Below are 17191 nucleotides of genomic sequence, written 5' to 3'. Positions count from 1 at the left end.
GTTAGGGGAATTTGAAAACTGATTAGCCGACCAAGGTGATCTCCGTTCCTGCTGCAATTTCGTCAACAAACTGGATAACACCAGTGTCCGGCACAATGGTGTAAGCAAAGTCTTTCGATTGCTGCACACCTTGTAGGAACACAAGCTTAATCGCTCGCTCTGCAAATGCTGGCGGGATAGCGAATGTGTTCGAGGTATTAGGGAAGTGGCTATGGAATACTTCCATAGGCGAGCCAGTAGCGCCGCTATTGATGATGGATTCAAGCTTATCGATGTACTCTTGAAGCTCGGCAATGATCGTGCTTGATGTTGCCGATGGCGAACCAAGCGTAATCACCACTTCATCACCCGCCTCAAGTGGCTCGGCCACTTCGACTTCGTTCGTGTCTTTGAGGAACTGCCAAGCGCTGCCTTTGGTCTGCACAATGCCTTGAATAGACATTGCATCCACTTCTGGCACTTCATAAGGCAATGCGATTCTTGTCTCGCCACCAGCCGCAATATATGGCCAATGCTCAACCGTTTTGTTGTAGGCTGCGACCGCTTTATCGTGGACTAACTTGATCGCTTTTGCCGTGGCATACAGCTGATCGCTATCTACGTTAATCTCACTGGTTGCCGCCCAGTTGTTTACCAATCCAAGGCCAACTTGTTCTTTGGTTACGTGGTGCGGGTTTTCACGGTCTGCGTAGTGCGCTTTAGCCTCGGCGCGCATCGCATATTGATTGTGTGGGTCTGGATGTGAAATGTGCCCTTCGAGGTCATAGCCGCCTTGCTTGCGGTCATCAAAGTTAAGGTGTTCGCTTTCCAGTTGGCTAGCGGTATCCGGCACGGTGACACGGCACAAAATCAAATGATGATCTTCGACCGATTCCAGTGGCAGTACCTTAATTTCTGACGCTTCAATGTCGGACGCTAAATCGACTTGCTTTGTCTTTACGCCGAACTTATAGAACGCTTCGAGCACCACGTATGACGTAGCACCCGCCGGAATTTCCACATCAATATCGTGTTGCTGGCGAACAGTTAGGATGTAGTCGTCACGCTCAACCAGCGCCACGCCAAATTCTTCACCACTGCTCACACGCAGTTTCATTCCACCAGCCGGAGCACATTCAAAACCACGGAAAATACCAGCGCGAACGATGCCGTAAAATTTGCGGTTTAAGCTGTTACTGGCCAGTGGTTCTAGGTACTGCGTATCGGTGATAAGCGGTAGCGCTTGCCAGTCCGTTAGCAGTGGCGGAATGATGATTGTTTCTTCGAAGTTTGGGCGACTCATTATGCACCAACCTGCGCCACTCTAGCGCTATCCGTGCGAGCCGTGTTGATCACGATTTCAATCGATAGGCCACGGTCTGAGTAAATCCAAACTGGTTGCGTGACAGCCACCAGAATTAGGCCGCCACTTGCATCTTTCACGCCCACGCAAGAGAACTGGTGTTGTTCATCTTCTGCTAGCGTACCCGCTGGCAAGTTTGCCGTGATCACGATGTTGCCATTCACATAGGCATAGTTGGCCTTAGAACGGTAAAACACGTTTTCAATGGTTTTCTTGTCCAGTGGAATAGGCATGCAGCTAGGCTTGCCCTCAATTTCTTGGATAAGGTCAAAACCCCATTCAAGATCGCCAAATTGGAAATAAGGCTCAGTACCATTGGTAGGCAACGACGACAAGGCGCGTTCGTCGTAATAACGGTTAAGCAGTTCACACTGCGATAGGACTACTTTTTGTGTAAGCACCTTTACGACCTCGTATAAGTCGTGGCGCTTTAATGGGACGGGGAATAGGAATAGGGATTAATAGTACCGTCTATCAATGGAGATCGCATCCAAGGGGATAGCATCCATTCGAGGTGTACCATACATCGGGCTAACTGGACGTTCTTCCTGTGTCGTCGTTCCAGTCCGAACAAAGTCCTGTTTATAGCTTGGTGTTGATTCTATATCGGTCGCCACCTGTTTTCCAACCGTAACATGGTCGGAATAGTGGGGAATTTCCACCATATCCATGACTTCGAACTCGATTGAGTACAATTGGCCATCTAAAACGATGCGTAGCGGGATAAGTGGATGTACCACTCGTCTGATTTTTGCTTCGAACGCTCGAATGGCTTCCTCGGTGATACCGTCCTCTCCTGCAATGTCATTCAAAGGGATTCGAATCGCGCCGCGACTGGTCAGGAAAAAGTCGCTCGGGTTTAGTCCGTTTTGCAGTTCTAACTCTGACTCGGGAACTAAGAACGTGCCGTATGGGAATCGCTCTTGGTCTACTGGTGCGTAGATTCGTTCCCACTTCACACGTAGCCCTTTAAACTCACGCGCGAGCGTAGAGATAAGCGGGTAGATGGTCTTTTTAAAGTGGATTTCGTCCTTACGCTGCATCACAACGTGCGGCAAGTCCTCATCGGCCACTTCGCCTAGTGGGAAGATTTTTCGCAGCTCTCTAATATCTTCTAGCAGCGACTCTTTATCCATTTCGTACAGAGACGAACGTGCCTTAAGCTTTTCAATGTATGACTCTACGTGGGTTTCAATTGACTCTGCGATCGCGCTTGCTAAATCTACCCAAGCGGTTTCCTTTTGACGCGCCTTGGTTAGCTGGCCAGATAGCCATTTTCTAAAGTCTCCAAATGCCATATTTTCGCCTTGTTGGTCTGAAAGTTTTCGCATGCGAAAACTATACAGGATAGTGTTTCCTAAAGTTCTCGCATGCGAAAACTTTAGGGGATGACATGTTTTAAAGTTCTCGCATGCGAAAACTTTTATAGTGAGTAGTCGTAATTCAGTTGAATTGTTGACGTGCTCACATTCAAGTAGTGGTAAGTATCGATAGGGATACGGTCAAGAATACCGACTACCTCAACCTCAAATTCCTTAATGCCTAATGTCGCGTTGAGGTCTTGGATCACATCCCAAACCTGGTTCTTGGTAATACGCTCATTACGGCTCGCTTGCTTACCAAATTTCGCATCCAACGCATCGGCCAATACCTTTGTCGCCCATTCTGGATTTGAGTTTGGGTAAAGCTTGCCTTTGACCGTCACCGTAAATGGCACGTCCTTGCGCTCCACCAGCTTATAGCGCTCGTTATAGCCCTCACGGCCAGCGAATAGATCTTGGATTTCCTTATTCAAAATCTCATCGGTTTTATCGGCAGAGTAAGCGCAAATAAAGATCGTGTTGATGTTGCGAACGTCAGGTTTTCCAGTGAGTTTTTCCTGCTCCGCTTCGCCCCAAATAGACAACCAAGTAACACCCGAAACATTACGCTTAACAAAGGTCATGTAATCCGAGTCCCACGCAATCTGCTCGTCATAGATTGGCGAGTAAAGGGCGTTGTTTCGGATAGATTCAATATCCTCTGGCTCTGCACCACCGATAATGCTGGTGGCCGTTTTAATGGCGAGCTGGTCTTTATAGGCGCTTTGAATACCCATATCGATGAGCTCTAAAGGCTGCGCATCGAGTAGGGTAGTTACACCATTAGTCAGCCATAGCTCAAACTCAATCACATCGCCCGTAGCTGGCGCGCGACCGTTATTGTTGTTACCAAAACGAACGCCTAGCTGGTCGGTTGGCTTGTAATATTCCATGTAGGCTTTGGATTTGCCGTCCGTATTACGAAACTTAAAGACGTGCTCCCACACTTCACCGTTCACGCGCACAATGATGTTATGAATGCGCTTCGTCAGCTCTTGTGGGAACGCAACGGCTAACCAGTTATGCCCCTCATCGACCGTGTAGGTCATCTTGGACACTTCGAACTGTTGAACCTCTACAGACGCGCTTTCCTGTGGCATGAGATCGATGGCTTCCATTAGCGTGTAGCGTAATTGGTTGCCAGCAACGCATTGGCTGTATTTCGGCAAGGTAACGCGCTTAGTTCCGGTATTGGTCACTAGCGCACGGCCTTTCGATGGCGCTGCTTTTCGACCTACATAGCCCTCAGTTTCAGCACCCGCCAAAATGGAGGTGCGTTTAGTGGCTAACGTCAAATAAGACTCTTGTAATGCACGGCTACTGATCGCTGCCACACGTTCAACAATCTTGGCCACAAACAAGCAAAGGTAGTCAACGAACTGCGAACCAATATGACGCGACCACCAGCTTGAACCAGCAATCGCCTCGTTAAAGGTCTTTTTGACTTCTTCTAACTTACTCAAAACGTAATACCTCTTTCCAACGTTTGACCGTTCACAACGATCGTCAATTTGTAGGCATCGATACCGCTGACGTTTGGCTCTACGGCAATGCCGTGAACCACTGCGCCTTTCACGTCAATTGGGAGGGTTAATAGGATTGAGTTTTCGATAGCTGCTGCTGTGGTTTCGTTTACTGGTTCATGCTTGTATGTTCCTAATCTGTTGCCCCATTGCGGAGCGCCCCAAACTTGGCCTTGAGGTGTATCGAGCCATTCAGAGACGCGCGCAACGATCGCGTGTTTCTCATCGGCTACTTTTACACCGTCAATATCGACCCGTAGTAAGTAATCAATTTCTTGGCTCATCTATTACTCCATATCAGCGCTTTGACGCTGTAACGAACGGTCATCAAAGTTGAGAGGAATAGAGCCGCTAGCCTTAGTGGCTGACGCTGGCTTGTCTTTGCTTGAGCTGCCGCTAGGCGCTGCAAAGATAGTGGTCGGTTTGTTGTTATCACTGCCGCTAACCGCGCGCCCAATGGCATCCAGTGAATGTTTGCTAAGTTCCACGGTTTGAGGCTTGCCGCTCTCTTTGAGGTCTTTCATTGCTGCCTGTGCTTGCAGCTCGCTAACTCGCTCATTGCGTTGAATGGATGATTGAGTCGCAACCGTCTTATTCGAGGTGTTTTCGGTGTCCACTTTCACCACGGATTGAGTGTCCGTTTTCTGGTTACTTAGCTCGGTATTGATGGATGATTCATGGCTGGCTGTGGTCACGCTGTTGGTTTGCGTGTTGTTTGCAGCCTTGGTTAGTGCGGCTACGGCCTCAGCCTCTTTACGGCGTTTGATCTCCGCATCGACGGCGGCCACTCGTTCAGCTTTCTTATCTGGCGAGTAAACTTGGCCAAGCTCGGGATGCTCGACCATACCGGACATATCCATGCCTGTTTCATTAGCCACTTGCACACGTTTGTCCTGGCTAATGTGTTTTTCTCTTTTTACAGCTAAGTAAGCTTCTTTGTAGCTAATGCCTTGCTCGCTGGCCTTATGCGATACCTCTTGAGAGGTCACTTGAATTGAGTTTTTTGCATCAAGCTCGCGCATGCTTCTCTCATCACCGGACGCTTGAGCCGTGTGGTAGGCTTCGGCGCTCTTGAGGTGTTCTTCTTTCTCTGGTTGAGCTTTCTCAGCCTTAGAATCCTTAGCCTCTTTGTCGTCCTCAACCTCACCGCCAAATAGCTTGTAAATGCTTTTGGCCATATCGCCAGAATCAAAGGTTAATGCTTCCTTAGCGCCATCCAAACCGAACGCCCCAAGCGCCGAACCAAGCAAACCAGCACCGCCACTGACTAGGCCACCCAAATCGAGCACGTTCGCCAATGCCATTGAGCTTTTCTGGCCAGTTGTCGCCTCTTGGCCATCTTTGAGGTTGAACGTCTCTTTCTGCTTGTCTTGGTCTGTAAATCCGCTAAACGCATCGTAGGCCATTAAGGCCGGAGCAAGGAAAGGGATCGCCTTGCCAGCAACAGAGCCGATTTTAGACATACCTTTAAAGGCAGCTCCCGCCATCGATACGCCCTTGCTGGCCACGTTTGAGGCTTTGCTGCCAATGCCTGACATAACCGATTTAACTCGGCCACGCTTACCGCCAACTTTACGACCATTGCGGCGTTCAAACATATCGCCAGCCAAGTCAAATAAACCACCTTGGCCATCGTTCCCCGCTGCTTTGGTTGCCGAAATCAGATCATCGAGCTTGTCTAGCACATCATCAAACTGGCGTTCACGATCAGCACTCGACTCATGGAGCACTTCAAGCATGTTTGCTCGGTAGCTCTGATCTTTGGTGCTCGTTAGCTCACTGGCCTTGCTTATCCGGCTAGAATCGCCCCTAGCAAGATTGACAGGATCGTTACCCCTAGCACCATCACGGTTAGGTCGATCACTAGGCGTAATTTGCGTTGAATGGCTTGTCTCGAACGAATCTTTTGTCGCTGATAGTTGTTCATGGCTAACTGTCTCTATGGCTGTGACGGCCTGACTGTCTGCCTCTGGCGCTTGTTTGCCTCGGGTAAAGAGTCGGCCTAGTTTCGATTCTTTTAGCTTGTCCTTGGTTGAGGTGGCTTTTTCAGTCACATCATCCAATGCTTCTTTAGCGTCTTGCCCCAAGTGATAAAGCTCTTTAGCGGAGTAGAAGAACGAACCACCAGCCGCAGCGCCAGCCGCATCGGTCGCGTCGTTTTCTTCCTGTAGGAACTCTTTCACGTTATTGATGGCCAGTTGCTTAAGGCTGGTGGCCACCTTGGCAAAAACGTTCTGGCTTTCCTTTTCCGTGTCGGTTTGCTTTTCAATTTGGCGCTCTAATGCGGTTTGCTGTGCGTTCTTGTAAGCCGATTGCTCTTGCTTACTCGCATAGCGACCATCGGAGCGTCGAAGCTTGCCGTTAGCGTCTTCCCAATAGCCCTCAAACTCTGCCAGTGCGTCAGAGACAGCCTTTTCTAACTTCTCTGGCACATCATCAAGGATTGAAGTATCCAAACGTTCAGAATTGAATTCTGGCGCTTCTACACTCACGACAACGGGCGCTTGTTTTACTTGCTCGCGCGCGTCCTCGCTTTTCAGCGTGTCAGCAATCGACTTTACGCCACTTACAGAGCTGCTTTGCTCGATCGCTTTGGCGTCCGGCTTAGCTTGTGTTTCTGCTGGCTGACTAGGCGCAAATGACAACTCAATTTCACCTGTACGCTTGGTCTTGGTTGCACTTGGTTTAGGTGTGCCGCTTGATTGTTGTGTTAATCCTTTTTGTGGATTAATGCTCGGAATGGTAGAGACGTTAAGAGAGGCATTGGAAACGCCCTTAGTTACCGCCTTTTCGATGCCCTTTGTATCCACTGCAAGGACGGCCTTTTGTTGGCTCGTTGGTAGAGTCTTGCCATCGAGTTTGCGACTAATCTCAGATAGCACGGTCAGCTCTTTGTCACTGGCTCGTTTCACTGCATCAACAACCAGTGAAAGATCAACCTCTGTTTGGTTTCTGTCCATTTTTCACCTTGTCTTGGAGCGCTTTATCTAGGCTTATGGCCATCGTTTGAGGTGTTTTGAATACCGCATCGATAGGCTGGCCACCGTAGATCGTTAAGTTCTCAATCAGTACGTTCCAACCAACGTAATCAAAACGTTGTAATGAAGTCGTTATGCCGAAAGGGTAAGAGCAACGTTCGAGTTGCTTCACCTCCTTGCTCGATAACTTTCTGACACTGCGGAATGGTGGCGACTAGGTAGTAACGCCCCTCGTCGTACTTGGTGAGCAATCCGTGACGCGCATTGCGTAGGCACTTTTCAACCTTGGCAAAGGCCACACGAAATTCCGTGTTGAGGTACATCGATTTCAATAGGTCGATTTTCCACACTAGGGCATCGTCTTGGTCTTTGGGTTGATCTTCGAACGTTAGGCAGTAGGCCAGCTCAGTGAGCGCCATGTGATTCGCTTGCTGCTTCCATTCAGCGCTGTCCGGTTCGTACTGGTCGCGCTCATTGCGAATGTTCTCAAGTTGCTCCGCTTCGTAACCGGTTAGTGGTTTCACGTTCGCTAGGTATGACTTGCCTTTCACGCTTAAGGTGATCTCTTGTTTTGGCAATCCATTGAGCGCTTTGGCCGATTCCATTAGCTCGCCCATATTGAGATCGAGATAGTGAGTTTTTTTGCAGTGCTCGCACTCATAGCTAAAGGGAATAGTGCCTAGCTCGCTGGTGGACATAAAAATCCACCACAATGCTGCGCGGCGATCTTCACCAGTCCATAGGCCGCTATCACTCATAGGGCGCTTACTGGTGTCTTGCATGTGGTTCAGATAGCGAGTTGTGTTGGCTTCCTCTTGGTACTCGTTGAGGTCGCAGAACAATAGAGCGTCTTCCACGGTTGGGACTCGAAACTCAATCACTTCTGAAATGTTACTTGGTAGTGGAAATGATGGAATGCGCATTACAGTACCTTGTTACCTACAGACATAAATTTTTGGAGAATGAGCGGGAATGACTGGATCTGGTTGCCGTTTTCGCGTGAAAACATCACGTTGCCAATCTTGGTAGGAAAGACTTGATAGCTCTTATAGAGTGACTTTTTGCCGTCCTCATTGAGCGTGAATATGTTGATTTTGAACACGTACTCTTTGGGGATGTTGAGTGTGCCGTCTTGGTTTCTGACTTTCTTGATTCGGCTTTCAAACCATTTAGAAACAGTCAGGTTTTGGTCATCACGAACCGTTAGCGTGATTTCGCCAACGCTGCTGTATGTAGGCAGCGCAATCGAGCCAGAACCGACTTGGAATGAATCCGCATCGATAGAGCCAGCACCAAAATCAATATCCTTTACGTAAATATCAAAGTCCGTTGGCGCGTCCGGCGAGTCGATTTCTACCGCCCATTGCCAGCCTTGCAGCCACGGCTTATTCATAAAGTTATTGGTCGCGCGTTTGGCGAGCTGCATGTATGGATTCATGGCCGCCTCGCTTAGAGCAACGATACTGGTGGAACAATGGCACGGTTCGCGCGCATTGAGTTTTCAATCTCGGCTTTACGTGCGGCTAAGTCAGGTTCGGCAGCAATATCGGTCACATCCAACTTGCCAGCTATGGCAATACGGCGTTGACGCTCTGCGTTCGGGATAGTGATCAGCAATTCCAGATAGTCGCCAAGCAAGCTAATGCACGGCGTTGGAAGCTGGAACGAATCAAACGGCTCATTGAGTACGTTTTGCATGTACATCAATGTCAGTGGGAATGTTTCTGCGCCTGTTAATTTCAGTTCAAGAACGTTGCCCCAAACCTCGCTACGCACATAACGGCCACGGTCATCTTTGACCACCAGCCTTGCAGCAAAGTCGGACGGTAATTCAAACTGATTGCTATCGGCTAAGTCGCTTTGTTGGATGCGGATTTTAGTGGTAAATCCGGCAATCTCTTGGTACTTGGCCAGCGCTTTACGCAGTAGGCTTAACAGCGCCTTTTCGTCGTCGTGGAGCAAGATAGGGAATCTCGCTTTCACGTCTTCGAGTAGTTCAATCGGTGTCATGGCCGCTCCGGTAGTGGCGGCGCATTTTGAGATAGGGGATAGGCTTGGTGAATCTTAACTCAAACCAATAGTGCTCGCGATTTAAACTTTGTTATTGTCGATGGACAACAAAGACCGAAACTCATTTTTGGACAGAAATGGTTTAGAGTATTTACTTAAATTAGCAAAGGACGAATAACTTCTGGTATGGAAACTCAGTGTCCAATCTAACAGGAGCAATTTAGTTAATAGAAATGCAGCTTCATCGCGACGCTCTATATGTATTGGCTAAACAAAGGTGCTGCCAGCTTCAATGCAATACCACACATGATGCATGAAATCGCAGAATCTAAAATTCGCCATGTTCTTGGCTTACTAAAAAGTGGGATCAACTTGTTAGCCAAATACACTAATCCATAAAACCAGCCCCCTGATGCGATCAGTGCCCCTATAACAAACAATAGTTTTTCATCAGGTTCCATTTGAGCAGTCACGCCCCCGAGTATCACCACCGTATCCAGATATACATGTGGATTTAAAAAAGTGATAGCCATCGCCATTAAAACGACTTTTAACCAACTCTGGGCAATGTCCGAATTTTCCAACTCTAGGTGACTTGAACCTTTCCAAGCTGATTTTGCAGATTGGTAGCCATACCAGAAAGCTTGGATTGGGCGATTGCGCAGCACGCTTCGACATTGAACCTGAAATCGCACGTGGTGCCGACTCAGTATCGTGATTTGTTGGACGATGCGTTGGCTCAAATTGGCTATCGTCTGCGTGTAGACACACTGGTGCACCCTGCTGAATTGACGCCGGGCGCGACCATGACGGTTCAGGCCTTGCTTGTGAACGAAGGGAACGCGCCACCGTATCAGCACCATTATCTGGCGTATCGATTGGTGAATGAGGACGAAGAAACCGCGTTTTTCAACGTCTCAACCGCAGATGTCATGCGTTGGCTGCCGGGTGAACACGCGACCTCCAGCAGTTTCACTTTGCCTGAAACGATCCCCACCGGCCATTACTACCTTGAGTTGGCTTTGGTCGATCGCCATGCTGAGGCAGAAGTGAATCTGGCCAATGAAGGGTTGCAGGCGTCGGGCTGGTATCGCTTATCTGACGTGACCATTCGTTAGGTCGACAGCCTTCGCCATGCTGTGGTGCGATAGACAGCAGCAAACGAAAAGCGAAAGTGACAGAAGAAAAGCGGGCAATGCCCGCTTTTTTGTACGTTGAGCGTTGAAACGACTTTCTTTGAAGACGCCTTTTTGGGGTTGGAAGACTAAGCCAGTGCTTGCGCCAGCAAGCTGACCGGGTGAATGGTTTCCAGCGCGGTGTTCTCTTCGATTTGCCATTTACAGGTTTCGCAGTCGGTGATCGCAAAATCTGCATCGGAGGCTTTGATCGAGTCAAACAGGTGCGAGCCGATTTTCATCGACACGTCATAGTTCTCTTCTTTAAAGCCATAGGTGCCCGCCAAACCGCAGCATTCGCTATCGAGGACAATCAGTTCTAGGCCCGGAATCATGCGCAGTAACTCAATGGTAAACATCACGTTGCCACTGCGTTCCAAGTGACAAGGCGTGTGATAAACCACTTTGAGGTTGACCGGTTTCATTTTCGGCGCATTGCCATTCATAAACTCTTTCAGCAGGAAGCGCGTGACGTATTCAATGTCGTTGGACACTTGGCTGTTGTCGACGCCGAGCACATGCGGGTATTCCTGTTGCAGCGTGAACGAGCAAGTTGAGGAGGTTGAAATCACTTTGGTGTGATATTCATTGACCGCAGTTTCCATGTTCTTCACGTTCAGCAATGCGTTTTTACGCGCTTTGTCATGAAAACCGTTGGCAATCAAAGGCACGCCGCAGCATTTCTCGTTGTTCAGCAAGCGCACGCCAATATTCATCGCATTCAACACCTTCACCAGATCTTTGCCCAATTGTGGGTGGTTGTAGTTGACGTAGCAGCCATGAAAGTAGGTGACTTGGCGCTGATACAGCGGCTGGCTGGTGCAATTTTGTTTAAACCAGCGACGGAACGTGCCGTGCGAGTATTTCGGCAACGCTTTGTGGTCATGCACGCCGATGGTTTTGTGCATGATTTTTTTCACCAATGGCATCGATGTGGCGAAGTTCACCACTGGTGCAAATGGCGTGGCCAGTGAGCCGAACAGGTCGGTGTGGCTCAGCACGTAGTCACGCATCAGTTTCGGATTGAGCGGTTTCTTGCCATGTTTACCCCGCGCGACGGCGATGATGTCGCCGATTTTCACCCCAGAAGGACACGCGGTTTCGCAGCGTTTGCAGTTGGTGCAGTATTTAAGCGCTTCGTCGTAATATTCCGGGTTTTTAATGCGCAGGCGCTCGCCATCCGGCCCGCACTGTTTCGGGCCTGGGTAATCTGGGTTGGCTTTTGCCACGGGGCAGTACACCGTGCAGACGGTGCATTTAATACATTGGTCAAAGCTGGTATTCAGAGGAGCAGCTTTTGAAAATGGCGCGTTCATGCGAGCACCTCCTGATCGAATGGGTTAGGGTGAGACGCTGACAATTGAGGTTCTAGGCATTGCATGATGGCGTGGTAGGCGGTGCCAATCGCGACGCCGCCACCGCACCCTTCAAACACGGGATCGTATCCCGACAACATGGAGCCGCAGCAGTACAAGTTTTTAATGGTGACGCCGCTGCGCTGTGGGTTCAATTGCGCGTTGGTTTCGACACCGAATGCCATAAAAGGGTGTGAACGGTCGGCAAAGAAGGCCGGATTGCGCCAATCAACGCGTGCTGGTTTATGCGTCACTTGCAAGCCAAAGATCGGTTCTTGGATGGCGTGTTGCTCGGCATGCAACCCTTGGCTGAAATAGCTGCCGGTTGCCATGATGTAGTTGTCGGCGCTGATGGCCATGTCGCGCAGGTTTTGCGTTTGCAGGCTAACCAGACGCTCGCCGTCAAACGTGCCGTTGACCACTTTGTCGCCTTTGAGGTGAATGCCACCCAGCAGCAGGAAGGTGCGACTGAGCGCCTCTTCAATGCGAATACCCAGCAGCGATGGTGGCATGGTCGGCACTTCGTGAAATTGCAGTTGCGTGGTGTCGCGTAGCTTCGTTAGCAGCGTTAGGCCATCGCCGTTGCCCATGATCGCGGGCATGATCACCAAGTCGTTGCGATTGGCTGCACGCATCAAACCATCGCATAGCGCGGTCCACGCGGCATCGTGTTTTAGCAAACGTGCAATGTCGATTGAGCGCAGCTCATTTGGGTTGCGGCGGTATCCGTCAAACCCCGGAATCGACAGGGTGACCGTGTGAATCGGCACACCTTGAAAATCGGGATGCTGGTGAAGGTTATCTTTCAGCATTTGTGGCTGAAAATCGCGATAGCCATCGATCGAAACCACCACAATACGCTCAAACGAAACTTCTTGGCGGTGTTGGTAAACAAATGGCTGCGATAGCCAAGTCGCTTTGAGTGTGCCAAGCGGCGTGATGCGCCCGTGATTGGCCAAATCATCTTGATGCGATAGCGGCACGTTCGCGGTGGCGAGCGTTTGACGAAACCATTCCAGCCCTTTTTGCAGCGTGCTACGACCCACCGTGTTGTACGGATGGGACGGCGCTTGTTGCTGTAATGCGTCGAGGGCATCAAACGGGTGGGTGACCGCGCTGCCATCTGGTAATTTCGCCAGCACATCAATGGAGCCGGAAGAGAAATGTAACGCGCTTTGACCCTGATTGATGAGCACGGTTTTTTTGCCAGCTTGCAGGCTGCGAATTGCAGCGGTATAACCCGCAATGCCCCCGCCGATCACGGCCACATCATAATGCATCATAATTCCGCCTCCTGTTTTTGTTGTTCTGCTTGAGGGTGTTCTGATTGAGCGGGCTGGGGCAGGTCGCTGGCACCGAGTAATCCTTCGTAAATCCAATAGCTGAATTCCGCTTCGCGCAGCGCATCACCCCAGAAAATGGGTTTGATGCCTTTCCAGCGCTCTTCTAGAAAATCGACCAACAATTCACTCGATTGACAGCCATCGACCTGACCATATTCGGAAAACAGGCTGGCCGCACGGTAGATGCACAGTTCGCCCTGACAAGGGCCCATGCCTAAGCGAGTGCGGCGGCGCAGATCGACCAAGTTGTTGACGTCGAGCTGTTTAATCGCGTATTCAATTTCGCCCGCAGTGACCATTTCACATTCACAAATAATCGCTTGGCTCTTGGCATCGTCAGACAAGAATTGCGTGGCGCGTTCACCATGGCGATAAATGGCGGATTCATACACCGGTTTGGCGATGCTGGCGGTTTTCTTGATGGCTTTTGGCGTTTCGTTTGACCCCGGCAGTGGGCGCGTGTGGGTTTCGCACGCCTGAGTGTTGCCCAGTTTCTTCGCCACTAAGTCGGTCGCCCATTCCGCCATTAAGCGGTAGGTCATCAGTTTGCCGCCGGTAATGGTGGTGAGGCCTTTGAGGCCGTCGCGCTCTTGGTGATCGAGCAAAACGATGCCGCGGCTGATATTCCGGCCACTGCCATCGTCATCTACCGAAACCAAAGGACGTACCCCCGCGTAGGCACGCAGTACGCGCGTATTGGCCATGATCGGCGCAAGTTTCGCGCCTTCTGCCAACAGCACATCCACGTCACGTTCGGTGACGTGCAAGTTGTCGATCTGGTCGTAATCAATGTGTTCGGACGTGGTGCCGATAAGTGAAATGGTGTCGCCGGGCACCAGAATGTCGGCATCGGAAGGTTTACGGCAACGGTTGATCACCAAGTTATTGATGCGGTAATCGAGGATCAACAGCGAGCCTTTGGCAGGGAACATCTTGATGTTGAGGTCGGCATATTCGCAGATATGTTGTCCCCAAATGCCCGCGGCGTTGATCACTTCTTTGGCAAAGATTTCAAACTGTTGGTTGGTGCCCAATTGCAAACAGCGTACACCGAGTATGGTATCGCCTTGGCGAATCAAACTGGTGACGATGGTGCGGTTGAACATGCGCGCGCCGTGCTCTTTGGCATCAAGGACGTTCGAGGCACATAAACGGAACGGATCCAGCGTGCCGTCGGGCACTTTCACCGCACCGATCAGCGCCGGGTTCACGTTCGGTTCGAGCGCGAGTGCTTCTTTTGGCGTTAAACGGGTCGCTTCGATACCGGCATTGCCGCAAGCCTGAATAAAGGTGTCTTGAAAGCTGAGTTCGTCTTCAGGCAGGGTAATGAATAGGCCGTCAGTCGCTTCCACACAATGGCGAGCGATGCGTTTGAGCGTTTGGTTTTCTTGAATGCATTCTTTGGCCGATTCTGCATCAGTGACGGCATAGCGCGCACCAGAGTGCAGCAAGCCGTGGTTACGACCCGTGGTGCCGGAGGCGATGTCATCTTTCTCTAACAGAATGCACGCGATGCCTCGCAATGCGCAGTCTCGCATGATGCCTGTGCCGGTCGCGCCGCCGCCAATGATGACAACGTCGGTTTCCATTCGTTGATAAGCCGTCATGACCTTTACCTTATGCAACTTTAATAAACTTACAACTAGTATGTTTTTTTTTATCATTTACGTTCGATATATTGCTCACAAAAGCGCGAACGAGCGTTAAATTGATAGTTTTGGTGATTGTTTCGTGTGGGTGTGGAGAAATTAACCAACAATGTTGCTGGTATTTAACAGGGTTAGGCACATATTTGTTACATGTAAATCGATGAAAACAGGAATAAATTCGCTAACGAGCTGGTCTGATGTGCAAGCGGAGTCAAGAACGTTGTTGGTAAATGAAAACGTATGATGCCTTGTTTAATAAGCAATTGCTCAGTTTATTAGGGTTTTCTTGATTAGAAAATGGCGCGATAAAAACTAACCCTACTGATGAAATGATCAAAATGATGCGCCAATTAACAAAAAAACGAGTTTGACATTAACAAACTTGTGCTCGAACGCTCATAAATTTCCTTGTTCGATTTTCGAGAGTGCTCTTCTGTGTCAGATTTGCCCACACAAAGTTTGTGTACATAACTATAAACAGGACTCTTACTTATGACTCGAACAAAACAACAGGCTTTGTTGCTTAATTCGATGAGAAGACATGGTAGCCCCATGTTGTTCAGTTCTTAAACAACATACTGAGTTTCAGGCATACCTAGCCCTGTAAGCTTGTTCAGCGCTTTGATCATAGCGTAAGTCTCACCAACTTGAGCGTTGTAGTCCCTCAGGCTTAATTTCCCACCTAACAACTGTTTTACCCGATACATTGCTGTCTCTGAGAGCGAGCGCTTATGATAACCATACCGCTTTTTCCATTTCTTGTTAGAGCCGTAGAGCTTCTGGCAACCCACTGCTAAGTTGCGAGGATGTCCTCGTTCCCAGAAGGCTGCCCCTTCTCGTGGCGGAATGAGCGGAACAGCTCGCTTGAGCCGTATGGCATCATGGCAATTCCTTGTGTCATAAGCACCATCGCCTGATATCTCAATGATTTTACGGCGTGTCTGCTTAAGCAAGTTGGGAAGTACTTCGGCATCGGTTACGTTAGATAAGCTCAGCTCTGCTGCGACTATTTCGTGGGTGCTAGTATCTACTGCGATATGCAGCTTACTCCAAACCCTACGCTTCCCGTCAGTACCATGCTTCTTGACCTTCCATTCGCCTTCGCCATAAACCTTGAGGCCAGTGGCATCAATGGCTAGGTGTTGTATCGCACCTCTGGTTTTAGTTTTAAATGAAACCTCAACTTCCTTAGCTCGACGGCTTATACAGGTGTAGTGGGGACAAACTAGCGGGATGTTAGCCAGCTTAAATACCGAGTCTAGAAATCCTTGCAGTGCTCTCAACGGCATAGAGAATATGCGTTTCACCATCAGTGCAGTAGTAATGGCTAAGTCGCTGAATTGGCGAGGTCTGCCGCGCTTGCCTTGTTTGTTTTGCTTCCACTCGGCTATCGCTTCCTCATCAATCCAAAAGGTCAGAGAGCCACGGTTTATTAAGGCTTTGTTGTACTGCGTCCAGTTAGTTGTTTTGTAACGAGGTTTAGGCATGAGGCTACGACGATTAATGGGTGTAGCCGATCAGATCGTAGCTTCTTGATTTAGTTCCATCGATTTAAGCAACAAAGCCGATATCAAAAGTCAATTTGAAGGTTTGGAACGTAGTGGATATCGAATCATAAAGTCGGGAAAATCAGTAAACATAGAAACACCATTACCTCAAATATCAATCGCAGAACAGAGTTTTGACTCAGTATTGGAAGAAATTAGTATCGCACTAAATAAAGCCCAGCAGTTGCATTCGTGGATGGTAAATCACCCTTCTGTGTGACGTTAAAGAAACGATGCTCAGGAAAACTTATATCTAGAGGCTTGCTGATGGGGCATGAAACACAGAAATGCCCCATTATTGGTTTCGTCTAACAAATTTGCGATTTCAATCAGTCGTAATTTACCCAAATATAACTCATGTGACGTTAATAATAGTTATGCGGTGAGAGTGAAATTTTAATTGGATTGGTAAGTCGCTTCTGGACAAAAATCAGTTTCAATTTCCTCTCATCTAGAAAAAGTTAATTTCTCGATTTACGAATGTATATTCAAGAAGGATGCATGTTTTCAAATTTTGTATGGGTACGGGGGAGAAGGAATCCAATATTCACTATTGCAATCTAGTACCCATTTTAAAAATTTATTTTGGTAATTTTCTGGTTTTATTTGCAGTAAAGGTTCTTGATTAAGTTTTGATAAGTAATATGAAATCCAGTAATCAGCAAGAGCTATGGGTTCAATAACTTCTTGAACCATCTGTATAAACTCTAAATCCGTCACTTTTGTGTCGATACAACCCGCTAAACCTTTACAAAGCCCATGAGCTATTGAGTTTCTAGCGATCCTCGCTTTATCAAAAATATCAAATAGCTCTGGCAACATATCTTTGGGGTAAGTGTTCACCAAGCCCCTATTGACAGAAAAAGTGTGACACTCAGCACTTGATCCATTCTTGGCTATTGAGTGAT

Annotated in this window: 15 protein-coding genes and 1 pseudogene; 1 reads left to right on the top strand and 15 read right to left on the bottom strand. The window is 48.9% G+C overall.

The window, feature by feature from the left end; all coding sequences use genetic code 11:
• Positions 1-22: 22 nt before the first annotated feature.
• The 10 genes from R7P36_RS18625 to R7P36_RS18580 form a co-directional block, all read right to left on the bottom strand.
• Complete coding sequence (locus R7P36_RS18625; RefSeq protein ID WP_158157460.1) at positions 23-1282, bottom strand: hypothetical protein; 1260 nt, start codon at positions 1280-1282, stop codon at positions 23-25.
• The gene (locus R7P36_RS18620; RefSeq protein WP_158157462.1) at positions 1282-1743 is read right to left on the bottom strand and encodes a hypothetical protein; all 462 of its coding nucleotides are present in this window, start codon (positions 1741-1743) and stop codon (positions 1282-1284) included. The genes R7P36_RS18625 and R7P36_RS18620 overlap by 1 nt, the downstream gene beginning before the upstream one ends.
• Positions 1744-1800: 57 nt before the next feature.
• Positions 1801-2673: a phage tail protein gene (locus R7P36_RS18615; protein ID WP_158157464.1), complete on the bottom strand. Its 873-nt coding sequence runs from the start codon at positions 2671-2673 to the stop codon at positions 1801-1803.
• Positions 2674-2765: 92 nt separating this feature from the next.
• Entirely contained in the window at positions 2766-4166 is a 1401-nt protein-coding gene (locus tag R7P36_RS18610; protein ID WP_169628947.1) for a hypothetical protein, read from the bottom strand.
• Positions 4163-4510, bottom strand: coding sequence for a hypothetical protein (locus R7P36_RS18605; protein ID WP_024703838.1), 348 nt, complete (start codon positions 4508-4510; stop codon positions 4163-4165). The genes R7P36_RS18610 and R7P36_RS18605 overlap by 4 nt, the downstream gene beginning before the upstream one ends.
• Before the next feature lie 3 nt (positions 4511-4513).
• Positions 4514-7186 carry a hypothetical protein gene (locus tag R7P36_RS18600; RefSeq protein WP_318122252.1) on the bottom strand — a complete coding sequence of 891 codons (2673 nt, stop codon included), beginning with the start codon at positions 7184-7186 and terminating at the stop codon, positions 4514-4516.
• A gap of 128 nt (positions 7187-7314) precedes the next feature.
• A complete protein-coding gene (locus R7P36_RS18595) occupies positions 7315-8127 on the bottom strand; it encodes a hypothetical protein (RefSeq protein WP_158157470.1) in 813 nt (270 codons plus the stop codon).
• Entirely contained in the window at positions 8127-8642 is a 516-nt protein-coding gene (locus R7P36_RS18590; RefSeq protein WP_054866402.1) for a hypothetical protein, read from the bottom strand. Before R7P36_RS18590 ends, R7P36_RS18595 begins: the two co-directional genes overlap by 1 nt.
• 11 nt (positions 8643-8653) lie before the next feature.
• Positions 8654-9214: a hypothetical protein gene (locus tag R7P36_RS18585; protein WP_042522733.1), complete on the bottom strand. Its 561-nt coding sequence runs from the start codon at positions 9212-9214 to the stop codon at positions 8654-8656.
• Between the two features lie 254 nt (positions 9215-9468).
• On the bottom strand, positions 9469-9882 hold the full coding sequence (locus R7P36_RS18580; RefSeq protein WP_025594145.1) for a LysE/ArgO family amino acid transporter: 414 nt from the start codon (positions 9880-9882) through the stop codon (positions 9469-9471).
• Between R7P36_RS18580 and R7P36_RS18575 the strand changes: the two genes are divergently transcribed.
• Positions 9859-10332, top strand: coding sequence for a DUF4832 domain-containing protein (locus R7P36_RS18575; protein ID WP_025594143.1), 474 nt, complete (start codon positions 9859-9861; stop codon positions 10330-10332). The two genes, R7P36_RS18580 and R7P36_RS18575, sit on opposite strands and share 24 nt — an antisense overlap.
• A 146-nt stretch (positions 10333-10478) precedes the next feature.
• Here the strand turns inward: R7P36_RS18575 and glpC are convergent, their stop codons facing one another.
• The 5 genes and pseudogenes from glpC to R7P36_RS18550 all read right to left on the bottom strand — a co-directional run.
• On the bottom strand, positions 10479-11705 hold the full coding sequence (gene glpC / locus R7P36_RS18570; protein ID WP_004726856.1) for an anaerobic glycerol-3-phosphate dehydrogenase subunit GlpC: 1227 nt from the start codon (positions 11703-11705) through the stop codon (positions 10479-10481).
• A complete protein-coding gene (gene glpB / locus R7P36_RS18565; protein WP_014257458.1) occupies positions 11702-13027 on the bottom strand; it encodes a glycerol-3-phosphate dehydrogenase subunit GlpB in 1326 nt (441 codons plus the stop codon). The genes glpC and glpB overlap by 4 nt, the downstream gene beginning before the upstream one ends.
• On the bottom strand, positions 13024-14694 hold the full coding sequence (glpA, locus tag R7P36_RS18560; RefSeq protein ID WP_025594253.1) for an anaerobic glycerol-3-phosphate dehydrogenase subunit A: 1671 nt from the start codon (positions 14692-14694) through the stop codon (positions 13024-13026). Before glpA ends, glpB begins: the two co-directional genes overlap by 4 nt.
• Before the next feature lie 608 nt (positions 14695-15302).
• Positions 15303-16223: an IS5 family transposase gene (locus R7P36_RS18555; protein ID WP_025594252.1), complete on the bottom strand. Its 921-nt coding sequence runs from the start codon at positions 16221-16223 to the stop codon at positions 15303-15305.
• Positions 16224-16790: 567 nt separating this feature from the next.
• Positions 16791-17191: pseudogene (locus R7P36_RS18550) on the bottom strand (hypothetical protein); the annotation flags it as partial.

Origin of the sequence: Vibrio sp. 397, from assembly GCF_033339395.1 — a bacterium.
Taxonomy (GTDB): Bacteria; Pseudomonadota; Gammaproteobacteria; order Enterobacterales; family Vibrionaceae; genus Vibrio; species Vibrio alginolyticus.
Note: the sequence above shows the minus strand (reverse complement) of the source record. Positions and strands in the feature narration are given on the sequence as shown.

What these genes read in the sequence shown, in the direction of transcription:
- R7P36_RS18625 (WP_158157460.1), bottom strand. Translation starts at nt 1,282, where the DNA reads ATGAGTCGCCCAAACTTCGAAGAAACAATCATCATTCCGCCACTGCTA.
- R7P36_RS18615 (WP_158157464.1), bottom strand. Translation starts at nt 2,673, where the DNA reads ATGCGAAAACTTTCAGACCAACAAGGCGAAAATATGGCATTTGGAGAC.
- R7P36_RS18605 (WP_024703838.1), bottom strand. Translation starts at nt 4,510, where the DNA reads ATGAGCCAAGAAATTGATTACTTACTACGGGTCGATATTGACGGTGTA.
- R7P36_RS18600 (WP_318122252.1), bottom strand. Translation starts at nt 7,186, where the DNA reads ATGGACAGAAACCAAACAGAGGTTGATCTTTCACTGGTTGTTGATGCA.
- R7P36_RS18595 (WP_158157470.1), bottom strand. Translation starts at nt 8,127, where the DNA reads ATGCGCATTCCATCATTTCCACTACCAAGTAACATTTCAGAAGTGATT.
- R7P36_RS18590 (WP_054866402.1), bottom strand. Translation starts at nt 8,642, where the DNA reads ATGAATCCATACATGCAGCTCGCCAAACGCGCGACCAATAACTTTATG.
- R7P36_RS18585 (WP_042522733.1), bottom strand. Translation starts at nt 9,214, where the DNA reads ATGACACCGATTGAACTACTCGAAGACGTGAAAGCGAGATTCCCTATC.
- glpC (WP_004726856.1), bottom strand. Translation starts at nt 11,705, where the DNA reads ATGAACGCGCCATTTTCAAAAGCTGCTCCTCTGAATACCAGCTTTGAC.
- glpB (WP_014257458.1), bottom strand. Translation starts at nt 13,027, where the DNA reads ATGATGCATTATGATGTGGCCGTGATCGGCGGGGGCATTGCGGGTTAT.
- glpA (WP_025594253.1), bottom strand. Translation starts at nt 14,694, where the DNA reads ATGACGGCTTATCAACGAATGGAAACCGACGTTGTCATCATTGGCGGC.
- R7P36_RS18555 (WP_025594252.1), bottom strand. Translation starts at nt 16,223, where the DNA reads ATGCCTAAACCTCGTTACAAAACAACTAACTGGACGCAGTACAACAAA.